Annotated in this window: 18 protein-coding genes; 7 read left to right on the forward strand and 11 right to left on the reverse strand. The window is 66.2% G+C overall.

What is annotated here, in order from left to right; genetic code table 11:
- Positions 1-37 precede the first annotated feature (37 nt).
- The 3 genes from AC1ROX_RS05480 to AC1ROX_RS05490 all read right to left on the reverse strand — a co-directional run bounded on the left by AC1ROX_RS05480 (position 38) and on the right by AC1ROX_RS05490 (position 4,265).
- The gene (locus AC1ROX_RS05480; RefSeq protein ID WP_493123203.1) at positions 38-1,660 is read right to left on the reverse strand and encodes an arylsulfatase; all 1,623 of its coding nucleotides are present in this window, start codon (positions 1,658-1,660) and stop codon (positions 38-40) included.
- A gap of 112 nt (positions 1,661-1,772) precedes the next feature.
- Entirely contained in the window at positions 1,773-2,774 is a 1,002-nt protein-coding gene (locus tag AC1ROX_RS05485) for an HAD family hydrolase (protein WP_493123205.1), read from the reverse strand.
- A 24-nt stretch (positions 2,775-2,798) separates the two neighbouring features.
- The gene (locus AC1ROX_RS05490) at positions 2,799-4,265 is read right to left on the reverse strand and encodes a DUF2252 domain-containing protein (protein ID WP_493123207.1); all 1,467 of its coding nucleotides are present in this window, start codon (positions 4,263-4,265) and stop codon (positions 2,799-2,801) included.
- Between the two features lie 156 nt (positions 4,266-4,421).
- On the opposite strand from AC1ROX_RS05490, the gene AC1ROX_RS05495 reads away from it, so the two are divergent.
- Complete coding sequence (locus AC1ROX_RS05495; protein WP_493123209.1) at positions 4,422-5,498, forward strand: PLP-dependent cysteine synthase family protein; 1,077 nt, start codon at positions 4,422-4,424, stop codon at positions 5,496-5,498.
- A 90-nt stretch (positions 5,499-5,588) separates the two neighbouring features.
- Here the strand turns inward: AC1ROX_RS05495 and AC1ROX_RS05500 are convergent, their stop codons facing one another.
- On the reverse strand, positions 5,589-6,665 hold the full coding sequence (locus AC1ROX_RS05500; protein ID WP_493123211.1) for an ROK family protein: 1,077 nt from the start codon (positions 6,663-6,665) through the stop codon (positions 5,589-5,591).
- Positions 6,666-6,771: 106 nt separating this feature from the next.
- Between AC1ROX_RS05500 and AC1ROX_RS05505 the strand changes: the two genes are divergently transcribed.
- A complete protein-coding gene (locus AC1ROX_RS05505; RefSeq protein ID WP_493123213.1) occupies positions 6,772-7,845 on the forward strand; it encodes a zinc-binding metallopeptidase family protein in 1,074 nt (357 codons plus the stop codon).
- Positions 7,846-7,851: 6 nt separating this feature from the next.
- Here the strand turns inward: AC1ROX_RS05505 and AC1ROX_RS05510 are convergent, their stop codons facing one another.
- Genes AC1ROX_RS05510 through AC1ROX_RS05520 form a run of 3 tightly spaced genes read right to left on the reverse strand, consistent with a single transcriptional unit; the run spans position 7,852 to position 11,728 of the window.
- The gene (locus AC1ROX_RS05510) at positions 7,852-8,931 is read right to left on the reverse strand and encodes a DUF3500 domain-containing protein (RefSeq protein WP_493123215.1); all 1,080 of its coding nucleotides are present in this window, start codon (positions 8,929-8,931) and stop codon (positions 7,852-7,854) included.
- A 10-nt stretch (positions 8,932-8,941) separates the two neighbouring features.
- Positions 8,942-9,583 carry a redoxin domain-containing protein gene (locus tag AC1ROX_RS05515; RefSeq protein WP_493123217.1) on the reverse strand — a complete coding sequence of 214 codons (642 nt, stop codon included), beginning with the start codon at positions 9,581-9,583 and terminating at the stop codon, positions 8,942-8,944.
- A gap of 9 nt (positions 9,584-9,592) precedes the next feature.
- Entirely contained in the window at positions 9,593-11,728 is a 2,136-nt protein-coding gene (locus tag AC1ROX_RS05520; RefSeq protein ID WP_493123219.1) for a protein-disulfide reductase DsbD family protein, read from the reverse strand.
- Between the two features lie 116 nt (positions 11,729-11,844).
- Between AC1ROX_RS05520 and AC1ROX_RS05525 the strand changes: the two genes are divergently transcribed.
- On the forward strand, positions 11,845-13,068 hold the full coding sequence (locus AC1ROX_RS05525) for a Zn-dependent hydrolase (RefSeq protein WP_493123221.1): 1,224 nt from the start codon (positions 11,845-11,847) through the stop codon (positions 13,066-13,068).
- On the opposite strand, the gene AC1ROX_RS05530 is transcribed toward AC1ROX_RS05525, so the two are convergent.
- Genes AC1ROX_RS05530 through AC1ROX_RS05540 form a run of 3 tightly spaced genes read right to left on the reverse strand, consistent with a single transcriptional unit; the run spans position 13,048 to position 15,808 of the window.
- Positions 13,048-14,337 carry a TRAP transporter large permease gene (locus AC1ROX_RS05530; RefSeq protein WP_493123223.1) on the reverse strand — a complete coding sequence of 430 codons (1,290 nt, stop codon included), beginning with the start codon at positions 14,335-14,337 and terminating at the stop codon, positions 13,048-13,050. The two genes, AC1ROX_RS05525 and AC1ROX_RS05530, sit on opposite strands and share 21 nt — an antisense overlap.
- 1 nt (position 14,338) lies before the next feature.
- Positions 14,339-14,836, reverse strand: coding sequence for a TRAP transporter small permease (locus AC1ROX_RS05535; protein ID WP_493123225.1), 498 nt, complete (start codon positions 14,834-14,836; stop codon positions 14,339-14,341).
- 3 nt (positions 14,837-14,839) lie between these two features.
- A complete protein-coding gene (locus tag AC1ROX_RS05540) occupies positions 14,840-15,808 on the reverse strand; it encodes a TRAP transporter substrate-binding protein (RefSeq protein ID WP_493123227.1) in 969 nt (322 codons plus the stop codon).
- A gap of 66 nt (positions 15,809-15,874) precedes the next feature.
- Here AC1ROX_RS05540 and AC1ROX_RS05545 point away from each other — a divergent pair, with 66 nt between their 5' ends.
- The 4 genes from AC1ROX_RS05545 to sugE all read left to right on the forward strand — a co-directional run bounded on the left by AC1ROX_RS05545 (position 15,875) and on the right by sugE (position 18,951).
- The gene (locus tag AC1ROX_RS05545) at positions 15,875-16,600 is read left to right on the forward strand and encodes a FadR/GntR family transcriptional regulator (RefSeq protein ID WP_493123228.1); all 726 of its coding nucleotides are present in this window, start codon (positions 15,875-15,877) and stop codon (positions 16,598-16,600) included.
- Positions 16,587-17,420 carry an NAD-dependent epimerase/dehydratase family protein gene (locus AC1ROX_RS05550; RefSeq protein ID WP_493123230.1) on the forward strand — a complete coding sequence of 278 codons (834 nt, stop codon included), beginning with the start codon at positions 16,587-16,589 and terminating at the stop codon, positions 17,418-17,420. Before AC1ROX_RS05545 ends, AC1ROX_RS05550 begins: the two co-directional genes overlap by 14 nt.
- Positions 17,421-17,449: 29 nt before the next feature.
- The gene (locus AC1ROX_RS05555) at positions 17,450-18,385 is read left to right on the forward strand and encodes an N-carbamoyl-D-amino-acid hydrolase (protein ID WP_493123232.1); all 936 of its coding nucleotides are present in this window, start codon (positions 17,450-17,452) and stop codon (positions 18,383-18,385) included.
- A gap of 245 nt (positions 18,386-18,630) precedes the next feature.
- Positions 18,631-18,951: a quaternary ammonium compound efflux SMR transporter SugE gene (sugE, locus tag AC1ROX_RS05560; RefSeq protein ID WP_493123234.1), complete on the forward strand. Its 321-nt coding sequence runs from the start codon at positions 18,631-18,633 to the stop codon at positions 18,949-18,951.
- A 3-nt stretch (positions 18,952-18,954) separates the two neighbouring features.
- Here sugE and AC1ROX_RS05565 read toward each other — a convergent pair whose 3' ends face one another.
- A complete protein-coding gene (locus AC1ROX_RS05565; protein WP_493123236.1) occupies positions 18,955-19,422 on the reverse strand; it encodes a YybH family protein in 468 nt (155 codons plus the stop codon).
- Positions 19,423-19,424: the final 2 nt, after the last annotated feature.

Here is a 19,424-nt window from a genome sequence, read left to right on the forward strand (position 1 = left end):
GCCCACCGACCGGGGTCATGTCGTCAGTTTACACCCCTCAGTTCACGCCTTGCGGCGGGGTGGTGAGCTTGTCCATCACGCCCTGCAGGTTGAACGAAGCCGGGCGCTGCCTCGGCGGGAATTCCGCCAGGGTCTGGATGTAGCGGCCGACGAAGGCCTGGGCCGGTACCAGCAGGAAGATGCGGTCGAGGCGCCAGCGGCCGTAGCCCATGCCTTCGTGGTCGGCGCGCTCGAACGGATCGGCCTTGAGGTCGAACAGCTTCGGTACGCGGAGCGTCACCATCGGGTCCTGCCAGACGTCGAAGCCGTGGCTGCGTTGCTCCATGAAGGCAAGCTTCCACTTGTCGTAACGCAGGCCCGCCAGGCCGCCATCGTCGGTCCAGTAGAAGAACTCCTTGCGCTTGCTGCCCGTGCCGTCGCGCAGCAGGTCGCGCTGGTCGTAGCCGTCGAGATGCACCTTGAAGGTCTTGGCGCCGAAGGTGGCGCCGGCCATCAGCCTGGCCTGCAGGTCGGTCTCGCCGACCGCGCCCAGCAGGGTCTGCAGCCAGTCCTCGGCCGAGAAGATCTCGTTGATCTCGGTGCCCGGCTTCACCAGGCCCGGCCAGCGCACCATCGCGGGCACGCGATAGCCGCCCTCCCAGTTGGTGTTCTTCTCGCCGCGGAAGGGCGTGGTGCCGCCGTCGGGCCAGCTCATGACCTCGGCGCCGTTGTCGGTCGTGTAGATCACGATCGTATTCTGGGTGATCCCGAGATCGTCGAGCTTCTTCAGGAGCTGGCCGACATGGCCGTCATGCTCGACCATGCCGTCGGCATAGACACCGAGGCCGGTCTTGCCCTCGGACGCGGGCTTGAGATGCGTCCAGATATGCATGCGGCTGGCATTGGACCAGACGAAGAACGGCTTCCGGTCGCGGTTGGCGCGGTCGATGAAGTCGAGCGAGGCGGCGAGGAACTCCTCGTCGACCGTCTCCATGCGCTTCCTGGTGAGCGGGCCGGTATCCTCGCACTTCTGCTTGCCCCACTTGCCGAAGCGCGGATCCTCGCCCGGCGTGTCGTTGGGCTGCGCCGTGCACTTCAACACGCCGCGCGGGCCATACTTGGCCTTGAAGGTCGGGTCCTTCGGATAGTCGATGTTCTCGGGCTCTTCCTCGGCGTTGAGGTGGTAGAGGTTGCCGAAGAACTCGTCGAAGCCGTGAACGGTCGGCAGGAACTCGTTGCGGTCGCCGAGATGGTTCTTGCCGAACTGGCCGGTCGCGTAACCCTTGGCCTTCAGCAGGTCGGCGATGGTCGGATCCTTCTCCGACAGGCCTTCCGACGCGCCGGGCAGTCCGACCTTCAGGAGGCCGGTGCGGATCGGCGACTGGCCGGTGATGAAGGCCGCGCGTCCCGCGGTGCAGGATTGCTGGCCGTAATAGTCGGTGAAGATCGCACCCTCTTTGGCGATCCGGTCGATGTTGGGCGTGCGGTAGCCCATCATGCCGCGATTGTAGGCGCTGATGTTCCAGAGGCCGACATCGTCGCCCATGATGACGAGGATGTTGGGTTGGGCCGGTGCCTGTGTCGGTGCCGGTGTTTGCGCGCGGGCGGGCAGGGTGCCTCCCGCAAACCCGGCCAGCAGCGCCGCCGCTGACAGAAGCCGGCTCATCTTCGACTTGAACATTGGCTTTCTCCCCTTGCGTGGATCGGGAGGGGAAATTCGTCCTGACGGCGATACGGAACAACAGGGGGAACGATACGCTTCCCGTATCACCGACCCCTTCCGGCGAGGAATTCTACCTCAGCTCGAAGGGGTAGATCACCTTCCAGTCGTTCTTCATGTCGACGATCGTCCAGCCACGGCGCAGCGCCTCGTCCCAGGCCTTGTCGAGCTGGCCGACCGGCGAGGGGCGGTCGTAGGCATATTCGCGCACGGCGTCGGTGTGATGCACCAGCCCCATGAAACGCGCGCCGCTGCCGGCCGCCGTCCATTCCAGCATCTGCTGGTCGCCGTCGGAATTGCCGAAGGCCAGGACGGGACGCCGGCCGATGAAGCGGTTGATGCCGACCGGCTTGCCCGGCCCGTCGTCGATGAACTCGACCTTGGCCTCCTTCATCAGGACCGGCGTGCCGTCGGGCCTCAGCTCGAACTTGGTGACCCCCGATGAGCCCACGACCTGCTCCGGCGGAATGCCGTAGATGCGCTCCGTCCACGGCCGCATGAACTCCAAGCCGCCACCGGAGACGATAAAGGTCTTGAACTGATGCGCGCGCAGCAGGGCCAGCAGCTCGATCATCGGCTGGTAGACGAGGTCTGTGTAGGGCCGATTGAAGCGGGGATGGCGCGCCGTCGCGAGCCAGTCGACCACCGTCTTCGTGAACTCCTCCGTCGTCATCCCGGTATGCGAGGCCGCAATCACTTCCACCATCGCCTTCACACCCATCGCCGCCAATGCAGCCCGGTCGTCGGCCAGCACCGAGCGGAAGGGCTCCTGCGTGCGCCATTCGGGATGTTGGGCGGCCAGCGCCTTTATCCGATCGACCGCGAAGGCCACCTGGAAATAGACCGGCTGCTCGGTCCACAAGGTGCCGTCATTGTCGAAGCAGGCGATGCGCTCGGGCACCGGCACCCAGTCGCGGCTTCCCGCCGTCGTGGTACGCGCGATGAAATCGAGGATCGATCGCTTCACCGGCCCGTCGTTCCACGAGGGTAGCAGATCGGCCTGCGCGAAGGCCGGCCGGCCGGCGGCGGCAACAAGGGTCGCCGCCATCGCTTGCATCAATATCCGGCGCTTCATCGCGGCCTCCAGTATTGCCGGATGCTACTTCGTCAGCCGCTCCGAGGCGACCCGGATGCGGCCGCTGCGGCGGGCTCTGTCGAGCGCCTCATGGTCGCGCTCGGTCTGCTTGGCATAGGCCAGCGAGAAGGTCGCGATGGCTTCGTCGAGGGCTTCGCTGTTGCCGCAATAACCCGCGATAGAGGCGGCATCGCCCGACTTGGCGTGCGCCAGGGCGAGGCCCCAGCCGCACAGCGCGCAATATTCCTGGAAGGTGGATACCCTTTCGCTATCCCCCTCGACCATGTCGATCCCGCCCTTCATGTCGGCGAGCTGGCGGACATAGAAATGGAAGTCCTCGATATGGCCCCAGCCGAGGAAGATGTCGGGTGAGCCCTGGATCATGCGCTGGCCGTCGACGACCCGGCGTCCCTGATTGTCGAAGGGCAATACGTAGTCGGAGTAGGGCGCCAGCACGGAACGCTGCGCCTGCTTGACCTGCAGGAACAGCGGATCGTCGTTGTCATTGCCCATCAGCAGGACCACCCAGCAGCCGGTACCGACACTGCCCACGCCCACGACCTTGCGGGCGACATCGACGATGCGGTAGCGCGCCAGCAGACGTCGGCGATCGTAGGACAGCGACTCGAGGTAGGAGTTCAGCATCATGTCCAGCGCCTGTGCGATCGGCACGCCGGTCTCGGTATGGGTCTCGCGGACGATCAGCGGCGCGGCCTCGACGATGCGATGTTCGCCCGCGACGAACTCGGTCATCTTCTCGAGCACCCGCTGGTGGCCCTTGGCGCGGGCCTTGTCGATTGCTTTCGCGGCGTTCTTGCGCGCCTTGGGTGACAGGCCGGACAGCACGGCCCGCTCGTCGATCCGGTCGTACCAGGTCGCGAGATGGCTCATTTCGGCATAGCGGCCGATATGCTCGCGATAGGATCGCACGGTCCCGGCGGCAGCCTGTTCGGCCTCCTGCTTGTCGCCACCCATGAAGCGCACGGCGACGGCGGCACTGGCGGCGAGGCGCTTCAGGTCCCACTCCCAGGCGCCGGGAAACACCTCGTCGAAATCGTTGATCGCGAATACCAGGTCGCGCTCGGCCGATCCGAAGACGCCGAAGTTGGAGACGTGCATGTCGCCGCAGGCATTCACCTGCAGGCCCGTCACGGGCGTCGTCGCGAGATCTGCCGCCATCACGGCGGCCGAGCCGCGCAGGAAGGCGAAGGGCGAGGACAGCATACGGGCGAATCGCACCGGCACGAGCTTCTGGGCGCGCGTCGCGTTCTGCGCTTCGAGGATGGAGATCGGATCGGGCCGGTCGCCGGTCTGACGGAAGGTGGCGTGGTCCTCGCGCGGTACGGTCTTGCGCAGGGCCTTGCCGGTGGCCTTGCGTTCGGCCACCGACCGTCGCGGTGTCGTGAAGCGGCCGAGCGTTTCTCCGGTGGTGGTGGAAATCATGGGGGCGAACGGCTGGTCGAGGGCGGGTCGCGGGGCTTCCGTCGTCATCGTCAAACTCCAGGGCGGCCCGACGCCGCGCGGTTGGAGACTAGTCGATCGCTTGATCAGGGACGGGGGCGCTGTCGATGCAGATTGCGTATCGAGCGGTTCCACAGGCCTCCCGAACCGGCGTAAGGTGCCGCCTTCAGCCAAAAGGAGACAGGGATGAGCGGCAAGGTCCGGAATACCCAGGGGCGCGGTCGACTGTACGACAATGTGCTCGACACGATCGGCGATACACCCTGCATCCGGATTAACACCTTGGGGCCAAAGGGCGTGACGATCTACGCCAAGGCCGAGGCTTTCAATCCCGGTGGCTCGGTCAAGGATCGCCTGGCCGTCAACATCATCGAGGCGGCCGAACGCAACGGCACCCTGAAGCCCGGCCAGACCGTGGTCGAGGCGACCAGCGGCAACACCGGCATCGGCCTCGCCATGGTCTGCGCCCAGAAGGGCTATCCGCTGGTCGTCACCATGGCCGACAGTTTCTCGATCGAGCGGCGCAAGCTGATGCGCATGCTGGGCGCCAAGGTCATCCTGACGCCGCGCGCCCAGAAGGGCTTCGGCATGTACCAGAAGGCCGTCGAACTCGCGAAGGCGAACGGCTGGTTCCTGGCCCATCAGTTCGAGACCGAGGCCAATGCCGAGATCCACGAGACCACCACGGCGCGCGAGATCCTGGCCGACTTCAAGGGCAGCCGGCTCGACTATTTCGTGAGCGGCTACGGCACCGGCGGCACCGTGACCGGCGTGGCGCGCGTGCTGCGCAAGGAGCGGCCGGAGACGAAGATCATCCTGTCGGAGCCGGCCAATGCCCAGCTCATCGGCAGCGGCAAGCCGCAGGAGCGGGCGGCCGACGGCTCGCCCGCGGTCAGCCATCCCGCCTTCGAGCCCCACCCGATCCAGGGCTGGACGCCGGACTTCATCCCGCTCGTGCTGCAGGAAGCCATCGACAAGAAGTATTTCGACGAGCGCCTGCCGATCGCCGGCGCCGAGGGGATCAAGTGGGCCAAGGCGCTGGCGCAGAAGGAAGGCATCTTCACCGGCATCTCCGGCGGCTCGACCTTCGCCGTGGCGGTGCAGGTGGCCGAGAAGGCCGCGCCCGGCTCTGTCATCCTCTGTGTGCTGCCCGACACCGGCGAGCGCTATCTCACCACGCCGCTGTTCGAGGGCATCATCGACGACATGGACGAGCAGGAGATCGCCATCTCCAAGTCCACGCCCGGCTATCAGATGGGGTAGGGCTCATTGGAGCGCGCCACTCCAGTGGCGCTCATGCGTCGTAGATCAGCAAGACACGAGCGCCACTGGAGTGGCGCGCTCCAATGAGCGTCACTCGCGGTTGGTAAACCGGGCGTTGCCCAGCCCGGTGCCGATCGTCATGACGCCCCAATGCTCGACGTCCTTCATGTTGGGCACTTCGCTCAAGCCCTGAACGACGGCGTCGTTGTGGAGCTGGATGAAGATGTCGTGGCCGCCGACCTTGGGAAGGTGGGCGGACAGGGCGGCGGCGAGGTTGAAGCCCTTGCCCTCCCAGTTGCCGGGCAGATTCTGGCCGCCCTTCAGGATGAAGCCGTGATCGTCGATCAGGCCGGGGCAGCCGATGCCCATGAAGGGCGCCAGCTTCATCTTCTCCTCGGTGGCGCGGTCGATCAGCTTGACCAGCATGGCGGCGATCCTGGCGATCGCCTCGTCGCGGTCGGGCTCGTCGTCGGCGTGGCGCCAGACCTGGCGCTTCCAGACATCGGCTTCCTCGATCTCGCCACGCTTGTCGGCGTTGAGCTCGATCACGCCGACGCGCACGTTGGTGCCGCCGATGTCGACGGCGAGGATCGCGTCGTGTCCGGCCATCACCCAGCTTGGTGCGAGATGCACGGCGCCGATCAACCCCGCCTCGTCGGGATGGTTCTGGATCGCCACGAGTTCGATCTTCACGCCTTCGGTCGCCAGCATGATGGTGGCGCGCCCCATGGCCAGCTCGCCGATGCGGCTCGCGATCATGCCGCCGCCGATCACGATGCGTTGCGTGTCCTTCCAGCTTTCCAGCCGCAGGAAGCGGCGCACGACCGTTGCCAGCTCGCCGGCGAATTCCTCGACCACGGTATGGATGAGGCCGGCCGCGACCGGATCGCCGCTGTTCAGCATCTTGTCGAGCTTGGACTTGGAAATCTCCTCCATCGGCACGTCGCCGAACGGGTCCTCGCCACGTTCCTTCAGCCGCTCGCGCCAGTCGGCCAGGATGGCGCGGAAGGCGCGACGGCTGGCGCGGTCGCCCACGAAGCCTTCCTCATCGCGCAATTCCTCGTTGTAGGTGTCGACGGTGACGGCGGGCAGAACGCGGCCGCCATGGTTGAGAACGGAGGGCGCCTCGGCGGGCGTGGCGTCTTGAGCTTCCGGCTTCACGCCCATGCGCATTTCTCCTCGTCAGGTCCCTTGAACGGATCGGACAGGGAGAAAGTTCCCCTGCGACGGGATTGCACCGCAACATGACGGCCGGACGGGCGTTGTGGCGGCGATGAAACTCTTCAAGTGCCAGAGCTGCCAGCAGATCCTGTATTTCGAGAACGATGTCTGTGTGAAATGCGGACACAAGCTCGGATACGTCCCCGAAGCCGCGACCCTGTCGGCGCTGGAGCCGGAGGGCGATCTTTGGCGCGCGCTCGCCTCCAAGGACGTGCTCTACCGGTTCTGCGCCAATGCCCAGCAGGCAGCCTGCAACTGGCTGGTGGAGTCGACCTCGCCGGAGACCTTCTGCCTGTCCTGCCGACACAACCGGACGATCCCCGACCTCACCATCGGCGACAATCTGGCCAACTGGCAGAAAATCGAGATCGCCAAGCACCGGATGTTCTATTCGCTGCTGCGCTTCAAGCTGCCGACACCGACCAAGGCCGAATCGCCGGAGGCGGGACTGGCCTTCGATTTCCTGGCCGAACTGCCGCAGGCGCCGAGGGTCATGACCGGCCACGACAATGGGCTGATCACCCTGGCGCTGGCCGAGGCCGACGACGCGGCCCGCGAACAGAACCGTATCGCCATGCACGAGCCGTATCGCACCTTGATCGGCCATTTCCGGCACGAGATCGGCCACTATTACTGGGACCGGCTGGTACGCGACGGCGGCCAGCTCGACGCCTGTCGTGCGCTTTTCGGCGACGACAGCCAGGATTATGGCCAGGCGCTGCAGAACCATTATGCCAACGGTGCACCGCCCGACTGGCAGGATCACTTCGTCAGCCAGTACGCGACCGCGCATCCGTGGGAGGATTTCGCCGAGACCTGGGCGCACTACCTCCACATCGTCGACACGCTGGAGATCGCGCGGGCCTTCGGCCTCTCGACCCAGCCGCGCCTGGCCAAGGGCGAGGAGCTGGACGCCAGCGTCGACTTCGATCCCTATCGCGCCGCCGAGATCGGCCAGCTGATCGACAGCTGGCTGCCGCTTTCCCTGGCGCTCAACAGCCTCAACCGCGCGATGGGCCAGCCCGATCTTTATCCCTTCGTGCTGTCGCAGCCGGCGATCGAGAAACTGGGCTTCATCCATAAGCTCGTGCATAGCGCCAACGCACCGGTAGTACCCGCGACTTAACTTACTTCAGCGGTGCTTCTGCTGGCGGTAGTGATCGGCCAGCGCGTCGCGGCCGAAATCGGCGGCGAGGTCGCGCCACACGGCGTGGATGTGGTTGGCGCCGTTCTGCGTGTTGTCGTGCTCGATCAGGGTCGCGGGGCCGTGCACACGGAAGTAATGCGCCTCGCCCGGTGTCAGCGAGCCCGCCCAGGCGAATCGGAATGTCGCGAGCCCCTGTTCCATCACGCGCTGCTTCTGCTGGGCCAGCAGGTCGGCGGCGAGCGTGCCCAGGAAACGGTCCATCAGCGCCTCGATCAGCATGCGTTGCGCACCGGTCATCTCGCCCAGCAGCAGGCCCTTGGGGTTGCCGAGATCCTGCTCGCGCTGTGGTGTGGCCACGATCTCGCCGAACGAGCGGTTGGCGATGGTCGCCGCCTTGCGCTGCTGGTCGTTGAGGCCGGCCATGATCTGGCGTGCGAGATCTTCGGAAGCGCCGAGCAGGCGGAAGCCGCGATGGGGTCCGTCGCGCACCGTGGCGGGATGGGCGCCGGTGAAGAACGGCGTGACCGCGACCTGACCCGTCGTCGGTAGTGCCACGTTCAGCGACAGGTGGTGCCCCTCGAAGCGCCAGCCCCAGGGGAAGCGGCCGGGCGTGCCGAACACCGAGACGTAGTAGCGGTCGGGATCGCGGAAACTGCCCTGCTGTTCGCGCAGCGCGCCTTCGAGCAGGCGCACGCCGTCGAGCAGTTCGAGGCCGCGCTGGTTCAGCACCGAGGCGAACAGCGCGCGGGCGGCGTCGGCCTGGTTGGGTCGCATCTCACCCAGGGTGAGGCCCGAGCGGCTGCGCGGGATGTAATGCCAGTCGAGGCGATTGCCCGACTCGAAGGCGATCATCGCCTTCTGGCGCTGGCCGTCGTCGAGCGAGAGGAGGAAACGATTGGCGGCGTCGGCGATGCGCTGGGCGGCATCGACCGTTTGGGCGCTGGCCGCGCCGAACGGCAGCAGGGCCGCCGCCGCCAGCACGGTCCGCCGGGTCGGCGGGCCGTGGTGATGGTGATGCGGCTTGTGAGAGTCCTCGTCGTGCGGGTGCCAGCCGTCGTGCGGCATGGCAGCTCCGTCAGGTCGAGGTCTTCGGGTACTTCAGGGTGCAGCCATAGGCGCGGGTCGAGGAATCGGCGACCTGCTTGCCGGCCTGCACCTCGCCCAGCGCGACGCGGACATACTGCGTGGCCTTGGGGATGTCGGAGGCGTTCGACGACGGGATGGAATCGATGCCGCCCTTGTAAACCAGCGTGCCGTTGGCATCGATGATATACATGTGCGGCGTCACGGTGGCGCCATAGGCGCGCGCGACCTTGCTCTGCGGGTCGAGCAGCACAGCGGCCGGGGCGGCGTTGCGGCTCTTGGTGAGGTCGTTGGCCTGCTGGGCCGTCACGTGGCCCTGTTCGCCGACGGCGGACGAGGCGAGGGTCAGCCAGACGATGCCCTTGCCGGCGGCTTCACGCTGCTGGTCCTGCATGTTGTTGGACGTGTAGTGCTTGCGCACGTAGGGGCAGTCGTGATTCGTCGTCTCGAGGACGACGATCTTGCCCTTGAGATCGGCCAGCGACCAGGTCTTGCCGTTGCTGTCGACGCCGGTGAACTGCGGCGCGGGCTTGCCGATGTCCGGGCTCGACGTGGCGAAAGCGGCGGCAGGCGCCAGGGCGAGCGCGGCACCGCCCAGCATGAGGGAACGACGGGGAACATTCAGATTCGACATGCTTACCTCCTAACGCTTGGCTTGCTGGATTGACGACAACTCCGAGAGGATCAGAGACTCGGTGAGCACCTGCGGCAGGATCTTCGGTCGATCCGTCCCCGGTGCCCAGAACAGGTAGAGCGGCACCCCTGCCCGGCCGAGTTCCTTCAGGACGCCCGTGATCTCGGCATCACGGTTGGTCCAGTCACCTTTGAGTTTGACGACGCCCGCCTGCTCGAAAGCCTTCCGGGCGGCCGGCGTTTCGAGTGCGACTCGCTCATTCACCAAGCAAGTAATGCACCAGGCGGCGGTGAAGTCCACGAAGACCGGCTTGCCGGCGGCCACGGCCTCGGCCATGCGGGCGCGCGAGAAGCGCTCCCAGCCGTCGAAACTGACGCCGGCATTCGGACCGCCCGACGCCGAGGCGGCGGTCGCGGGACTGTCGTCGAGCTTGAGGGTCGCGGCGAAGGCCAGCAGGACGGCGGCGGCCGCGAGCCCGCGGCGCACCCAGGTGCCGGCCGAGGCGCCGCTGCCGATCCGCAGCAGCCAGATGGCGAAGGCGATCAGGATCATGCCGCCCAGTGCATAGAGCACACCGTCGGCGCCGGTCTGCTGGGTCAGCACCCAGATCATCCAGACGGCGGAGGCATACATCGGGAAGGCGAGGAACTGGCGCAGCCGATCCATCCAGGCACCGGGCCGCGGCATCAGCCGCTGCAGGGCCGGAGTCATCGACAGCGCCAGATAGGGCAAAGCGAGACCCAGGCCCATCGCCAGCAGCACCGCGACGGTGGCGGGCGCGGGCTGGCTAAGTGCAAAGCCCAGCGCTGCGGCCATGAACGGCGCGGTACAGGGCGTCGCCACGATCACCGCCAGCACGCCGGTGAAGAAGGCACCAGTCGTGCCGCCGCGGGAGACCAGACCCTGGCCGACGCCGGCGAGGCGGTTGCCGACCTCGAACACGCCGGAGAGGTTGAGGCCGACCACGAAGAACAGGTAGGCGATCAGCAGCGAGAAGACCGGCGACTGGAACTGGAAGCCCCAGTTCACTTCGCCGACGGTCGAACGGATCGCGATCACGAAGCCGGCCATGGCGGCGAAGGAGACGAGGACGCCCGCCGTATAGGCGATGCCGTCGCGGCGCATCGCACTCTGCTCGTGGCCGGCGAGGCGCGCGAAGGCCGCCGCCTTCATGGCCAGCACCGGGAAGACGCAGGGCATCAGGTTCAGGATCAGGCCGCCCAGCAGCGCGAACAGCAGGGCCTGCGCCAGCGAAATCTCCTCGGCGCCCACCGCATTCGCGAGCGACCCCGACGCAGCCGTCGTCACGAAGGCGGGATCGAGCCTGGCCGAGAGATCGAACGCCTGCTTCACGCTGCCGTCGGCGGTCTTCTCGGTGAGGACCAGAGTGCCCGCGAGTTCGGCCGGCATTGCCGCCTTGGCGTCGCCCTTCTTCAGGGGAATGCGGATGCCCTCGGCCGTAACCGTGGCCTCCTGCTTGGCCATGGTGGCGACGGGGCCCCATTCGGCCGGGAAGAAATAGATGTCGCTGACCGCGTCCGGCTTCAGGCCCTTGGCCTCGACCAGCAGGGTCGGATCGCCAGCCTTCGACACGCCGTAACGCGCGGGCCAGGGGCTCGCGGTCGGCACCGCGCGGCGCGCCTGTTCGAACAGAGCGAGCGTGGCGGGCGGCGCCGGTGTCGCGGCCGAGCCGCTCGGCAGCACCAGCTCGAACTTGCCCTCCTCGGGGATGCAGACATCCTCGCAGACCAGCCAGTTGGCTTCGGCGGCGACGGTCAGCGGGCCCGAGAGGTTGGCCGGCGGCGTGATGCGCACCAGCAGCACCGACTCGTCCTTGAAACCGTAATTGATGACGCCGCCGATATCGAAGCGTGTCGGCGCCGGCCAGACGATCGGATCGGCCTTGGCGCCTTCCGGCAGTTTCCACGCGATCTCGGTGGGCAATCCCGATTCGCCCGGGTTCTTCCAGTAGGTGTGCCACTTGGGCCGCAGGGTCTGGCGAAGGCCGACCCAGAAGGGCTCGCCGGGCTTCACCGTCGCGACTTCGGACACGAGCTCGGCGCGCACATTGTCGGTTTGCACGACAGTCTGCGCAAAAGCCGGGCTTGCCAGCAGAACGAGCAGAAGGGCGAGGAAACGCGTCATTGCCTTCCTAAGTGACCTCCGCTCGTGGCGCTGGCAAGGCAATCCAGATCAAGCCGCCGTGATATTTTGCCCGATATCCCGTGACCGACTAAGGTCTTGGTTGCACTGGAGAATTCATGTTGCGGCTGGATGAACGGCGTCTGATCGGCGCCTTGGACGAGCTGGCTTCCATCGGCGCCATCGAGGGGGGCGGCTGCGCCCGGCTGGCGCTCACCGACGAGGACAGGATCGGGCGCGACCTGGTCGTGGGCTGGATGAAGGCGCTGGGGCTCGCCGTGACGGTCGACGCGATCGGCAATGTGATCGGCGTGCGCGCCGGTGCGGAGAACCTCGCGCCCGTCATGACCGGCAGCCATATCGACACGGTGCGCACCGGCGGGCGTTACGACGGCAATTACGGTGTGCTGGCGGGGCTGGAGGTCGTGCGCGCACTGAACGAGGCCGGCGTGACGACGCGCCGGCCGATCGCGGTCGCCTTCTTCACCAACGAGGAGGGCGCGCGCTTCCAGCCCGACATGATGGGCAGCCTGGTCTATGTCGGCGGCATCGGGCTCAACGAAGCCTATGCGGCCGCCGACAAGGATGGGGCCTCGGTCGGCGACGAGCTGCGCCGCATCGGCTATCTCGGGGCCGTGAAGCCCGGCGCGCTGAAGCCGCATGCCTTCGTCGAGCTGCATATCGAGCAGGGTCCGATCCTCGACGAGGAGAAGGTGCAGATCGGCGTGGTCGAGAGCGTGCAGGGCATCTCGTGGACCGAGTACACCGTGACCGGCGTGTCGAACCATGCCGGCACGACGCCGATGCGCCTGCGCCGCGACGCGGGTTACCTCGCGGCCTCGGTCAATCTCTTCGCCCGCAAGCTCGCCTGGGAGATGGGCGGCGACCAGGTGGCGACGGTGGGCTCGCTGGCGCTGCGGCCCAACCTCATCAACGTCGTGCCCAACCGCGCGATCTTCTCGGTCGACCTGCGCAACACCGACGAGGCCAAGCTCAAGGAAGCCGAGGCGCGGGTTACGGCGCACATTGCCGAGGTCGCGCATGCCGAGCGTGTGGAGGTCGAGGCCAAGGTGCTGGCGCGTTTCGAGCCGGTGATCTTCGACTCTGGGTTAGTCGACCGGGTCGAGCATCATGCCAAGGCATTGTCGCTCAGCACGCGGCGCATGCCGTCGGGCGCCGGTCACGACGCGCAGATGATGCAGCGCCTCTGCCCGACGGCGATGATCTTCGTGCCCTCGGTCGCGGGCCTCAGCCACAATGTGAAGGAACACACCGAAGCGACCGACCTCGCGGCCGGCGCTCAGGTGCTGCTGAACGTGATGCTAGAACTTGCCGAGAAATAGGCTCGGCAGGGCGAGCGAGAAGGCCGGCACGTAGGTCACCAGCAGTAGCGCCATGATCAGCGCGCCGTAGAAGGGCCAGATCGTCCGCATCACCTGGCCGACCGAGATTCCGCCGATGGCGCAGCCCACGAACTGCGTCGTGCCGACCGGCGGCGTGTTCAGGCCCAGCGCGCAGTTGATCAGCATCAGCATGCCGAACTGCACCGGGCCCATACCGTACTGCATGCAGATCGGCAGGAAGATCGGCGTGCAGATCAGGATCGTGGCCGCCATGTCGAGGAACGTGCCCAGCACGAACAGGATCACGTTGACCAGCAGGAAGATCACCCACGGATCGGTCGACAGCGCCGACAGCGACTTTCCGGTGAGATCGGCCACCTCGTAGAGCGTGATCAGGTAGCCGAAGGTGTTGGAGACACCGATCAGAAGCAACACGATGCCAGTGGTCTTCACCGCCTTGGCCGCGGCCTTGAGGAAGTTGGTCCAGGACAGGCTGCGATAGACGAAGATCGTGAGCGCCAGCGCATAGATCACGGCGATCGCGGCCGACTCGGTGGCAGTGAACACGCCGCTCAGGATGCCGGCGAGGATGATCGCGATCACGAACAGGCCGGGCAGCGCGGCGGCCATCGACCACAGGACCGCGTTCCAGCCCGGGAAGGTGCCGGCGGGGTAGCCGCGCCGGATCGCCACCAGATAGGCCGCCACCAGCATGCAGGCCATCAGCAGCGCCGCCGGGATCATGCCGGCGAGGATGAGCGCGGTGATCGAGACCTTTCCGCCGGCGGCCAGCGAATAGATGATCATGTTGTGGCTGGTCGGCATCAGCGCGCCGACGAGAGCGGCATGCGTCGTCACGTTGACGGCGTAGTCGGCATCGTAGCCTTCCTTCTTCATCATCGGGATCATGACCGCACCGGTCGCCGAAACGTCGGCCACCGGCGAGCCTGAGACGCCGCCGAACAGGGTGCAGGCCACGACATTGGCCATGCCCAGCCCGCCGCGCACATGGCCGACCAGGCTCTTGGCGAAGGAGACGATGCGGTCGGCCACGCCGCCATAGAGCATCAGCTCACCCGCGAAGATGAAGAACGGGATGGCGAGGAAGGAGAAGATGTTCATGCCCGATGTCATGCGCTGGAACACGACGGCGAGCGGCAGCCCCTCGTAGAGGATGGTGGCGACGGCGGAGAGGCCGATGGCGAAGGCCACGGGCACGCCCAGCAGCAGGCAGAGCACAAAGACGATACAGAGGATGGTCAGGGCCATGTCAGTACCAGGACGGCTCGACATCCTCGCCCCGAAGGAGGGCGATGATGTGCTCGAGCGAGAAGAGGGCGATCAGGATGCCGGCAATGACCAGCGGCAGGTGGTTGATGCCTTCGGAGAATCCGAGCGTGGGGATCTTGTAGGCCATGACCGATTCAGCGAGCACGCCGCCATTCCACGCCATGATGAGGCCGAACGTGCCGACCAGAACGTGGATGACGACCTCGAGCTTCAAGCGCAGCGCGTCGGGCACGAGGATCAGCAGCGATTCGAGTCCGATATGGCCCGCGTCGCGGACGCCGACGGCGGCGCCCAGCATGGTGACGTAGAGGATCAGGACCAGCGCCGTGCTCTCGGCCCAGATCGGCGTGTCGTTCAGCACGTAGCGACCGAACACTTGTAGCCCGACCACGGTGACGATGCCGATCAGGCCCGCCACCGCGAGATACATGCACCAACGCGAGACCGTCGCGTTGAACGCCGTCAGCGCCCGGAACATGCGCTAGGGCGTCGCCTGGATGCGCTTCACGAGGTCTTGCAGCTTCGGGTCGGCCGCGAATTTGGCATAGACCGGCGCCATCGCGTCGGAGAACGACTTCTTGTCGACGTCGCTCACGACCTGTGAGCCCGCCGCCTCGACCGTCTTGCGAGCCGAGGCCTCGCGCTCGTCCCACAGCTTGCGCATATAGGGAACCGATTCCTTGGCGGCGGTGCGGATGACGGCCTGGTCTTCCTTCGAGAGGCCGTCCCAGACCCGCTTGGAGAAGACGAGGATTTCCGGCGCCATCGAGTGTTCGGTCAGGCTGTAGATCTTGGCCGCCTCGTAGTGGCGGGAGGATTCGTAGGACGGCCAGTTGTTCTCCGCGGCGTCGACCACGCCGGTCTTGAGCGCGGTGTAGACCTCGGCATAGGGGAGCGGCGTCGCATTGGCGCCGATCGCCTGCATCATCGCCACCCACATGTCCGACTGCTGCACGCGGATCTTCATGCCCTTGGTGTCGGCCACGCTACGGATGGCCTTTTTGCCGGAATAGAAGGAGCGCGAGCCGGAATCGTAGAAGCAGAGGCCGATGAAGCCCTGCGCCTCCATGGCCGCCAGGATTTCGTCGCCGATCGGCCCGTCGAGCACGCGCCGCATATGCTCGGTCGACTTGAAGAGGAACGGCAGCGAGGGGACGATGGTCGCCGGCACGATGTTGTTGAACGGCGCCACGTTGACCCTGACCATGTCGAGCGCGCCGATCTTGGTCTGCTCGATCGTATCCTTCTCCGAACCCAGGGTGCTCTGGCCGAACACCTTGATGCTATGCTTGCCGCCGGTGCGTTCGTTGATCAGCTTGCCCATGTAGGCCACGGCCTGCACGGTCGGGTAGTCGAGCGGATGGACGTCCGAGGACCGGAATTCCTTGGCCTGGGCGGCCGTTGCGGCAAAAGCCGCGAGAAGACCGATCGCAATGCGGGTCAGGATCATGGTTTCCTCGCCTAATCGTTATTGTTAAGTTGTCTGACAACTTGAGCGACGCTAGCATCCGCCCCGATGGCCGACAAGCAGCCCAAGAACAATCTTGCCGAGCAGGTGATGGTGCGGCTGAGCGCCGACATTCGCGGTGGCCGCCTTACGCCCGGCACGCGGCTGCCGACCGAGCAGGACCTGACGACGGAATTCGGCGTGAGTCGCACCGTGGTGCGGGAAGCCGTTGCGGCGTTGCGCGCCGACGGGCTGGTCGTGACGCGCCGTGGCTCCGGCGCCTATGTCGCCGATCCGGCGGCCGGACCCTTTCGCATTGTGCCGCCGCGCGCGACGTCCCTGTCCGATATCCTGAATGTCATGGAGCTGCGGCTGGCGGTCGAGGTGCAGGCCGCAGGGCTCGCCGCTGAGCGTGCCGGCCGAAAGCATCTTGCGTCGATCCGCGCGACGTGGCGGGACATCGACGCCGCCCTGCAGCGCGGCGAGGGCGCCGTGGCCGAGGATTTCGCCTTTCACAGTTCGATCGCCGAGGCCACTGGCAACGACCAGTTCCCGCGCTTCCTGGCCTATCTCGGCAGTCACGTGATCCCGCGCCAGAGCGTGCGGCTCAAGGTCGACACGCCGCAGGAGCGCCGTCAGTATCTCGAGCGCATCCAGACCGAGCACGCGCGCATTGTGACGGCGATATCCAACGAGGACCCGGCCGAGGCACGGCGTGCCATGCGCGACCATCTCACGCGCTCGCTCGAGCGATATCGGAAACTGGCAGGAGGAAACAAGAATGGCCGACGCTAACAACGCTTCACGCCGCATCGTCTTCACCGGCGCCGCCGGCGGCATCGGCACCATGACTCGGCCTTTGCTGGCCAAGCTCTATCCGGGACTGGTGCTGAGCGATCGGGTGAGACCTGCGGACCTGCTGCCGTCCGAAACCTTCGTCGCGGCCGATCTTACGAAGCCCGACGAGGTGGCCGCGGTGCTGAAGGGGGCGGACAGCGTCATCCATCTCGGCGGCCATTCGGTCGAAGGCACCTGGGACCAGATCCTGCAGGCCAACATCATCGGCTGCTACAACGTCTTCGAGGCGGCGCGTGAAGCCGGCGTGAAGCGGATCATCTTCGCCTCGTCCAACCATGCGATCGGCTTCTACCCGCGCAAGAAGCGCATCGGCACCAATCTCACGGTGAAGCCCGACAGCCGCTACGGCGTCAGCAAGGTGTTCGGCGAGGCGCTGGGCTCGCTCTATTCCGACAAGCACGGGATCGGCGTGACCTGCCTCAGGATCGGCAATGTCGGACCCATGCCGCTCGACGTGCGGCGGCTCTCGATCTGGATCTCGCCGCGCGATCTCGTGCAGCTCTTCCAGATCGGGCTCGACCATCCCGACCTGCGCTACGAGATTTTCTACGGCGCGTCCGACAATGCGGCGGGCTGGTGGGACAATTCGCGGGCCGAGAAGCTCGGCTATCGTCCGCAGGACAAGGCCGAGGACCATCGCGCCCACGCCGAGGCGGAGCAGGCAAAGATCGGACCAGATCCTGTCGGCGATCTCTTCCAGGGCGGCACTTTTTGCTCGGCTGAATTCACCAACGACGTGAAGCGCATCCTCTCCTAGAGGCTATACTCGTCGCCGAAGAGGTGACGATGACGCGTGTTCTGACTGTCGGTGCGGCGCAGATGGGTCCCATCCAGCGCAGCCATTCCCGCCGCGACGTGGTCGAGCGGCTGATCGCCCATCTGCGCGAGGCCAGGCGCATGGGCTGCGATCTCGTGGTGTTTCCCGAGCTGACGCTCACCACGTTCTTCCCGCGCTGGTGGATGCAGGACCAGGCCGAGATCGATTCCTTCTTCGAGCAGGAGATGCCCTCGAACGAGACGGCGGCCTTGTTCACCGAGGCCAAGCAGCTCGCAATGGGTTTCTGTCTCGGCTATGCCGAGCTCGCCAACGAGGAGGGCCGCATCCGGCACTTCAACACCTCGATCCTGGTCGAGCGTGACGGCAGCATCGTCGGCAAGTATCGCAAGGTCCATCTGCCGGGTCATGCCGAGCACGAGCCGGAGCGGCCGTTCCAGCATCTGGAGAAGCGCTACTTCGAGGTCGGCAATCTCGGCTTCCCCGTGGTCAAGGCGTTCGGCGCCAACATGGGCATGTGCATCTGCAACGACCGCCGCTGGCCCGAGACCTATCGCGTGATGGGCCTGCAGAATGTCGAGATGGTGCTGTTGGGCTACAACACGCCATTGCACAACGCGCCGTCGCCCGATCATGATGAGCATTCCTGGTTCCACAACCAGCTCTCCATGCAGGCCGGCGCCTATCAGAACGGCACCTGGGTCGTCGGTGTCGCCAAGGGCGGCACCGAGGAAGGCGTGCCGTCGCTGGCCGACAGCATGATCGTGGCACCCTCGGGCAAGGTCGTGTCGCGCGCCGCCGGCGATGGCGACGAGCTGATCGTGCATCGCTGCGACCTCGATGCCGGCCGGAGCTACAAGACGACGACCTTCAACTTCGCCGTCCACCGCCAGCCGGATCAGTATCGCATGATCGTCGATCGCAAGGGTGCGCAGGATCCGGTTTGAAGAGAAGCGAAAGGTCCCTCGCTGCGCTCGGGATGACAATTTTGTTGAGATTGGCGCCGTGCGCCGATGCAAAAAAACGCTGTCATCCCGAGCGTAGCGAGGGACCTTTCGCTTCCCTGTTACCCTCCGTAACGTCTTGCACTGCCTCCACTATCTCCCTAAGTGACCTTGCGCCCGGCGGGGACGACCCCGCCTTCGATGGGCAAGTGTCGGGACGGCCCGGCTTCTTGCGAAGGGTGCGTCCCATGGCTTGGTTCATTCTACTGATCGCCGGTCTTCTCGAAGTCGGCTGGGCGACGGGTCTCAAATACACCGAAGGCTTTACGCGCCTCGTCCCCACGGTGCTCACCGCCGGGTCGATGGTCGTGAGCGTGATCCTGCTCGGCATCGCGCTGAAGACGCTGCCGGTCGGTACCGGCTACGCGGTGTGGACGGGTATCGGCGCCGTCGGGACGGCGATCCTCGGCATCTACCTGTTCGGCGAATCGGCCGACCTGCCGCGCCTCGCCTCGATCGGGCTGATCGTGGCGGGCATCATCGGCCTCAAGCTCACCAGCGCCGGCTGACGCTCAGACGACTTCGCTCCTGGCGAAGTTCCCGTAGCTGCGGTCGGGCGTGCCGCGGAACAGCGACATGTGCGTGTGGGTGGCCACGAACGGGTCGCCCACAGCCTTGCGTCCCATCACCGTCGTGGTGCGGCCCGGCCGGTCGAAGCGGTCGCCGTTGGGATAGAAGCCGTAGGACTGCCACACGCCCATGCCGACGGCGGTCAGCCGGTCGGCCGAGACGATGGCCTCGATCTTCGAGAGGTCGTAGCGGAACTCGCGGATCGTGCCCCAGACGTTGCGCCACTGTTTCTGCTCGGCCAGCTCGCGGCCATGCATGAAGTCGGTGAAGGTGCCGAAGGCGATCATGTCGTCGGCGAAGATCGGCCGCGCGCCCTCGTAGTCGACGGCGCGGCAATGCTTCGACAGCGTGTCGAACCACTGGCGCACGGCGGCGAGATCGTCGGCGCTGACGGGGGTACGAAGGTTCATCG

This window comes from Reyranella sp. GW821-FHT14A01, assembly GCF_058803965.1.